The sequence below is a fragment of the Nitratifractor sp. genome (assembly GCF_015487065.1).
In the GTDB taxonomy this organism is placed as follows: Bacteria; Campylobacterota; Campylobacteria; order Campylobacterales; family Sulfurovaceae; genus Nitratifractor.
Map to the genome: position 1 here is coordinate 1 of NZ_WFQN01000110.1, position 6,803 is coordinate 6,803.

The window sequence follows — 6,803 nt, forward strand, 5'->3', positions numbered from 1 at the left end:
ACATCTGCCAGTAGCTGAGTCAGTTTTTCGAACGGGTAGGTTTCGAATTTCATTTCTCTCCTTGGGAGAGGAAACCGAGAACGAGGAATGAGAAATCAAAAGTTCCTCATTCCTCGTTCCTCATTCCTCATTTATTTTTAACGATCCACTCCAGGATCTGATTTTCCAGCAGAGCACCTTTCCAGCGCTCGGGACCGTTGTAGAGGATCACGACGGTGTAAAGTTTACCGGAGCGTCCTTTGACGTAGCCGGCGATATTTTTGGCGTCTTTGAGGGTCCCGGTCTTGACCCAGGCGCGGCGACGGACGGGAGAGTTTCGGAAGCGCCGCTTGACCGTCCCGTCCATCCCGGCGATCGCCAGGGTTCCCATCCAGGTCCAGGCATAACGGCGGTAGGCATCCTCCAGGAGACGATGCAGCGCCCTCGCCGTGGTCCGGGTACGGCGGCTGAGGCCGCAGCCGTTGTCCAGGATCGTCTCCTCACCCAGAATTCCCCGGGCTCCCAGGATCTCCCGGACCGCCTTGCGCCCTTTGGCCTCGGTGGCCGGGGCTCCGAAACGTTTGGCCCCCAGGAGCAGGAAAATGTGCCGGGCGTAGAGATTGTTGGAGTGTTTGTTGGTCTTGGCCAGGATCTTCTGCAGAGGGGCGGCATAGTGGGTCATCAACTCCCGGGCCCCGGCAGGGAGCTTCGCCAGGCGCATCCGTCCTTCCAGCGTGATCCCCCCCGCCTTCAGTTCCCGTAGAAAAGCTGCGGTGAAACCCTGATAGGGATGGCTGAGCACCGCCTTGACGGTTCGCGGTCGACAGCGACGCGAAAGGGTTCCATCCAATGTGACCGTGCTGAGCTCCCCTTCCCGCCTGATGTGGACTCTGGGCCAGCTGTAGCGCCCCCGGCACGCTTTGTCAGTGTATTGCAGACGATCGATCACCTGAAAGCCGGGATCGGGAATCTTCTTCTCCACCGTACCATGGGAGGGATCGACAATGATCCGACAGAGATGATCGTCGAACATCAGCGCCTCGGGCATGGCGTTGTACTCGCTGTAGGGGTGGTTGTCGAAACCGGAGCTGATCCGATTGTCTACGGCAAAAAAGCTCCGGTCGATGAGCAGATCTCCCCGAATACGACGGATCCCGATCCGTTTCAGTCGCCGGACAATGCCGGGCAGGTCTTTGCACGAAAGGGTAGGATCACCGTAGCCTTTGACCACCAGATCACCGGTGATCGTCCCGTTTCGAAAGGTCCCGGTGTAGAAAAACCGGGTCGGCCAGCGCCACCCCGGACCGAACTCCAGCAAGGCCGAGTAGGTCGTGGCCAACTTGATGACTGAAGCGGGTTTGCGCCGCGCGTCGATCCGATGCTCTGCCAAAACCGTCGAATGTCCGGTGGGCATAATGTAAATGCTAACCTGGGAAGGTGCAATATGATCTTTGGCCAATAGCTGGGAGATCGTCGTGGGAAGCATCGCCGCGAGGGGGCTGAAGAGCCCGGACAGGAGGAGAAAGAGCAGCACCGGGGTTCGGATCATCCCTCCAACTCCCGGTAGGCTGCACTGAGCCGCTGCATCGCCTCTTCGAGATTGGCCCGGGAAGTGGCGACATTGAGCCGCATAAACCCACTTCCCGCTTCGCCGAAGCCGACACCGGGATTGAGGGCCAGCCGCGCCTCGTCGACAAAGAAGTGCTGCAGTGCCTCGTCATCCAGTCCCAGCTCCCGGCAGTCCAGCCAGATCAGATAGGTCGCCTCCACGGGAAGGGGGCGGATCTTCGGCGTATGCTCCTGCAGAAACCCTCGAACATAGTCGATATTTTTCCGGTAGATCTCCAGCATCGCCTCCAACCAGGCTTCACCGCCCCGATAGGCCGCTTCCAGTGCAACAATCCCGAAGCAGTTACCGTTGTCCAGCCCCGCCCGGTCGTGAGCCGCCAGATAACGCCGCCGCAGCGAAGCGCTCGGGATAACGGCATAGGAGGTGTTGAGGCCGGCGATATGGAAGGTCTTGGAGGGGGCGTGAAGCACCAGGCTCCGCTCCTCCATTCCCGGCAGCGTAGCAAAAGGGCGGTGGGGCCGATCGTAGACGATGTCGCTGTGAATCTCGTCGGAGACCACGATCAGGTCGTGCATCTCGGCAATCCGTGCGATCTGTTGCAACTCCTCTTCACTCCAGGCCCGGGTGCCGGGATTGTGGGGAGAGCAGAGCAGGAGCAGCTTTGCCTCGGCCGCTTTGGTCTCCAGGTCTTCGAAATCGATACGGCAGCCTCCCTCTTCTACGATCAGCCGATTCTCCAGAAGCCGGCGTTTGTGGTGGCGAACCGCTTTGAGAAAGGGAGGATAGATGGGAGTCTGAACGATCACCCCTTCTCCGGGCTCGGTGTAGGCTTCGATGGCCAGATTGAGAGAGAGCACCACTCCGTGCTCGGGGACGATCCATTCCCGGCGGATCTCCCAGCCGAAGCGGCGGCGGTACCACCCCTCGATGGCCTCAAAAAATCCCTCGCCATACTCCGTATAACCGTAGACCGGATGCTCAGCCCGTTTTACCATCGCCTCCCGAACGGTGCGGGGAGCGCAGAAATCGCCGTCCGCCACCCAGAGCGGGATCAGGTCCGAACGCCCGAAGCGCTCCTCCAGGGCATCCCACTTGCTCGATCCGCTCCCGCGGCGATCGACATAACAGGGCAAATCTTCCCGCTCCTCACTCCTCACTCCTCACTCCTCACTCACTAGATCGTTCCCTGCTCATACATGGCCCGCATCTTCTCTTTTTCCTTCTCCCGCTTCCGCTTCTCCGCCTCTTTGGCCCGGAAGCCTTTGACATCGAAGCCCAGCCACATCAGCAGCGGTGAGGCGATGAAGATGGAGGAGTAGGTTCCGACAATGATCCCCACCAGCATGGTGAAGCTAAAGCCGTAAATGATCTCCCCTCCGAAGAGGAAGAGCGAAAGGACCACGAAGAAGGTCGTCAATGAGGTCAGGACCGTCCGGGAGAGGGTCCGGGTGATCGATTCGTTGATGATCCCGGCCAGGTCGGGGTCCTTGATCTTCTGCAGTCCCTCCCGGATCCGGTCAAAGACGATGATGGTATCGTTGAGGGAGTATCCCAATAGGGTCAGAAGTGCCGCCAGGATATCCAGGTTGACCTCCACTCCGAAGAGGACGATCGCCCCCATGGCGATACTGACGTCGTGCACCAGGGCCAGAACCGACGCCAGAGCGAAACGCCATTCGAAGCGGACCGAGACGTAGATCAGGATGCCCAGGATCGCCAGGACCATGGCCATCAGCCCCTTCTCTTTGAGCTCGCTTCCGATCTTGGGGCCGACCATATCGACGCGGCGGACCTCGAAGCTGCCGGTATCTTTGAGCATGGTCCGTACCTCGTCCCCCACATCCTTGCCCACGGACTTGGAGCTGCTCTTGGTGCGGATGATCACCTCGGCCTTGCTGCCGAAATAGGTTACCGTAGCGTCTTTGAAGGCTTGGTGCTTGGCCAAATCCTCCCGGATCTTCTTCAGCGGCGCCTCCCCTTTGTATTTGAGCTGGATGAGGGTTCCCCCGGCGAAGTCAATCCCGTAGTTGAACCCTTTAGTAAAGATGAGCCCCCAGGAGAGCAGGACCAGCACCAGAGAGAGCAGACCGAATTTCCGGCTCGCTCCCATAAAGTTGATCGGTTTTTTGTAACTGAACAGTTCCATACGCTCTCCTATGCCTTGATGCCGAACCAGAAGTTCAGCTTCTCCCGCCGGATCTTATCCAGCAGCGATTGGTAGATACCGTGGGTTCCCAGGATCGCCGTCAGCATCGAGGCCAGAATCCCGATACTCATGGTCAGGGCGAAGCCTTTGATGGGACCGGTGCCGTAGGCGTAGAGCACCACCGCCGAGATCAGGGTCGTGACGTTGGCATCCCAAATCGCGGTGAAGGCGTTGGCATACCCCTCTTCGATCGCCTTGGGGATCGAGGCCCCCTCCCGCAGCAGTTCCCGGATCCGTTCGTTGATGATGACGTTGGCATCCACCGCCATTCCCACCGTCAGGACGATCCCCGCCATCCCCGGCAACGTCAACGTCGCTCCGAAGAGCGACATAATCGCCAGGATCAGAAAGAGGTTCGCCACCAGGGCCACATCGGCGATGAGCCCGGCCATCCCGTAGTAGATCACCATGAAGATGACGACCACAATAAAGCCCAGAATCAAGGCAATGGTGCTCTGCCGGATACTGTCGGCTCCCAGACTGGGGCCGACGCTACGTTTTTCCATCACATAGACCGGAGCCAGCAGCGCTCCTGAACGCAGGGCGATGGCCACGTCGTTGGCTTCGTTGAGGGTGAAGTTCCCCGAGATCTGCCCCGATCCGCCGCCGATCCGTTCCCGGATCACCGGGGCGGAGTAGACCTTGTTGTCCAGGACGATGGCCATGCGCTTGCCCACACTCTTGCCGGAGAAATCTCCGAAGATCTTGGCCCCTTCACCGTTGAGCTTGAAATTGATCACAGGCTGGTTGTTCCGGTCGAATCCCACTTTGGCATCGGTGAGCATGGAGCCGTCGAGGATAGGAATCGCCTTGAGGAGATATTTCTCCTGGGAGTTTTTCACATCGGGTAGGATCACGTCGCCGTATTTCTTGGCTTCGGCGGGACTCATGCTGTAGACCCGCGCTGCCCGGTCCTCGTCCACCGCCATCATCTGCAGATGGGCCGCCCGGGCGATCAGCTCCCGGATCCGCTGCTCATCGGCGGGGGTTTTGATCCCGGGGACCTCCACCAAGATCTTGTCGGTCCCCTGCTTGGCGACGGTAGGTTCGGCCAATCCGAACTGATCCAGGCGGTTTCGGATCGTATCGACGGCCTGGTCGATCGCCTGCTTTTTGGTCCGCTGGATCTCCTGGGGTGTCAGGGTGATCGTGAAGGCACCCTGATCCTCCAGGATATTGACCCCGCTCAACTCTTTTTTCAACAGCTCCTTGACCTTGGGGATGTCATCACTGTCCAGGACTTTGAAGGTCACCTTGTCCCCTTCTGCCGAAAGTTCGTCGATGACAATGTCATTGTCCTCAAGAATATACTTGACCGTTCCGGCGATGGACTTGAGACGGGATTTGACCGCTTCGTCACTCTTGACCCCCAGAAGCATATGGAGTCCTCCCTGCAGGTCCAAGCCGAGAGTAATCTTGTTGTAAACGGTCGAGAAGATCACTCCGAAGATCAGGGCCGTGATAAAAATCACCACCCGGTAGTTGAGCCTTCGCATCACTCTCTATCCTCAGGCGGTTTCGATTTTTCGGGCGACGTAACCGCGATCCAGACGAACGATCGTGTCGTCGTTGATCTTGATCTTCAGATACTCCTCTTCGGGCTTGACCACTTCGGCGATGAGACCGCCGGCCGTGACGATCCGATCGCCTTTTTTGAGAGAGGCCAGCATCTCTTTGTGGGCCTTCTGCTGCTTCTGCTGGGGACGGATAATCAGAAACCAGAAGATAACAAAGAGTAGAATAAGCGGCAGAAACTGTGCCAGCGCGCCTTGTGACATGGAGCATCCTTTGTGGAAAAAAATTTCGGACTATTTTAGCACTTCCATATTAACAGGGGGCTTGCTGACGGCCCTGTGCGGTTCGGCCTTCCTCTACCTGGCCTTCTGGGGGGTGTCGAACCGCCTCCTCGAGAGCCTCCTGGCCCTGGGCTTTTTTGCCCTGCTGCTCAGCGGCGATCGCCGTCGCTGGTTCTGGAGCGGCTTTTTCCTCGGCCTGCTCTGGTTCTATTGGATCGGCATCAGCTTCCTCCACTACGGCCATCCCTGGGCTATCCCCTTCGTCGACCTGGCGATCGCCCTGGTCTACGGCCTCTACTTCTGGCTTTTTGCCTGGCTTTCCGACATGCTGACACAGAGTATCAACCGATCATTCTCCATTCTCCATTCTCCATTCTCCATTCATAGCTCATACTTAAAAGGGCTAGCCCTTTTAAGTATGAGCTATGCCCATCCCCTCGGCTTCGATTGGTTCAAGCCCGAACTGGTGCTGGTGCATAGCTACTTCGGGGTGGACAAAGGCTCCTTTGCTCTGCTGCTGGCCGGGGTGCTGCTGATCCGGGACACCTTTCAGCGTTCCCGACGGCCCAAGATGCCGGGCAGAATTCTGTTCTCGCTTGCGGCACTCTTCTGCTTTTTCTCAGCCCTGGACCTCCGCCAGCCTCATATACTTCCCTCGGATCCTTCCGGCAGGATCGTACTGGTGAGCACCCGAGTCCCCGTGGAACACAAATGGCAAAGGGCCTATCTGCGTCCCCAGATCGAGACCGTCTTCCAGGCGATCGACAAGGCAATCCGGGAAAAGGCCCGGTTGGTGATTCTCCCCGAATCGGTGCTGCCCTTCTTTCTCAACACCGAAGCTGAAATCCTCCAGCCGCTACTGCAACGCTCCCGCCGGATCGACATCATTCTGGGGGCTCTCTACCTGAGCCCCGGAGGAGAGCACCGCAACTCCGCCTATCTCTTTCAGCGGGGACACTTTCAAGTCGCCGACAAAGCGGTGCTGGTCCCCTTTGGCGAAGCCAACCCCCTCCCTCATTGGGCCGGCAAATGGATCAACCGGATCTTTTTCGACGGAGCCCCTGATTACCGCCCTGCCGCCCACCCCGGCACCTTCACCATCGAGGGCAGGAAATACCATATCGGCGTCTGCTACGAAGGGACCAGCGAACGGCTCTACACCGACCGGCCCAAGCGCCTGATTCTCATCAGCAACAACGGCTGGCTTCATCCCTCCGTCGAACCGACACTCCAGCGCCTGCTTCTGGAGTAT

The 6,803-nt window shown here is 58.6% G+C and carries 6 protein-coding genes; 1 reads left to right on the plus strand and 5 read right to left on the minus strand.

Features of this window, described 5'->3' with window-relative positions; all coding sequences use genetic code 11:
- Window positions 1–127: 127 nt before the first annotated feature.
- Genes dacB through yajC form a run of 5 tightly spaced genes read right to left on the minus strand, consistent with a single transcriptional unit; the run spans window position 128 to window position 5,533 of the window.
- A complete protein-coding gene (gene dacB / locus F8I07_RS05910) occupies window positions 128–1,528 on the minus strand; it encodes a D-alanyl-D-alanine carboxypeptidase/D-alanyl-D-alanine-endopeptidase (RefSeq protein WP_292656994.1) in 1,401 nt (466 codons plus the stop codon).
- A complete protein-coding gene (locus tag F8I07_RS05915) occupies window positions 1,525–2,682 on the minus strand; it encodes a MalY/PatB family protein (protein WP_292656997.1) in 1,158 nt (385 codons plus the stop codon). The genes dacB and F8I07_RS05915 overlap by 4 nt, the downstream gene beginning before the upstream one ends.
- 41 nt (window positions 2,683–2,723) lie before the next feature.
- The gene (secF, locus tag F8I07_RS05920; RefSeq protein WP_292656999.1) at window positions 2,724–3,695 is read right to left on the minus strand and encodes a protein translocase subunit SecF; all 972 of its coding nucleotides are present in this window, start codon (window positions 3,693–3,695) and stop codon (window positions 2,724–2,726) included.
- An 8-nt stretch (window positions 3,696–3,703) separates the two neighbouring features.
- Window positions 3,704–5,251, minus strand: a complete 1,548-nt coding sequence (gene secD / locus F8I07_RS05925; protein ID WP_292657009.1) for a protein translocase subunit SecD — start codon at window positions 5,249–5,251, stop codon at window positions 3,704–3,706.
- Between the two features lie 12 nt (window positions 5,252–5,263).
- Window positions 5,264–5,533, minus strand: a complete 270-nt coding sequence (gene yajC, locus F8I07_RS05930) for a preprotein translocase subunit YajC (protein WP_292657003.1) — start codon at window positions 5,531–5,533, stop codon at window positions 5,264–5,266.
- A gap of 61 nt (window positions 5,534–5,594) precedes the next feature.
- Here yajC and lnt point away from each other — a divergent pair.
- The coding region (gene lnt, locus F8I07_RS05935; protein WP_292657006.1) for an apolipoprotein N-acyltransferase at window positions 5,595–6,803 on the plus strand (1,209 nt) is incomplete at its 3' end.

Coding starts and splice junctions, on each gene's coding strand:
- dacB (WP_292656994.1), bottom strand. CDS start 1,528: ATGATCCGAACCCCGGTGCTGCTCTTTCTCCTCCTGTCCGGGCTCTTC.
- secF (WP_292656999.1), bottom strand. CDS start 3,695: ATGGAACTGTTCAGTTACAAAAAACCGATCAACTTTATGGGAGCGAGC.
- secD (WP_292657009.1), bottom strand. CDS start 5,251: ATGCGAAGGCTCAACTACCGGGTGGTGATTTTTATCACGGCCCTGATC.
- yajC (WP_292657003.1), bottom strand. CDS start 5,533: ATGTCACAAGGCGCGCTGGCACAGTTTCTGCCGCTTATTCTACTCTTT.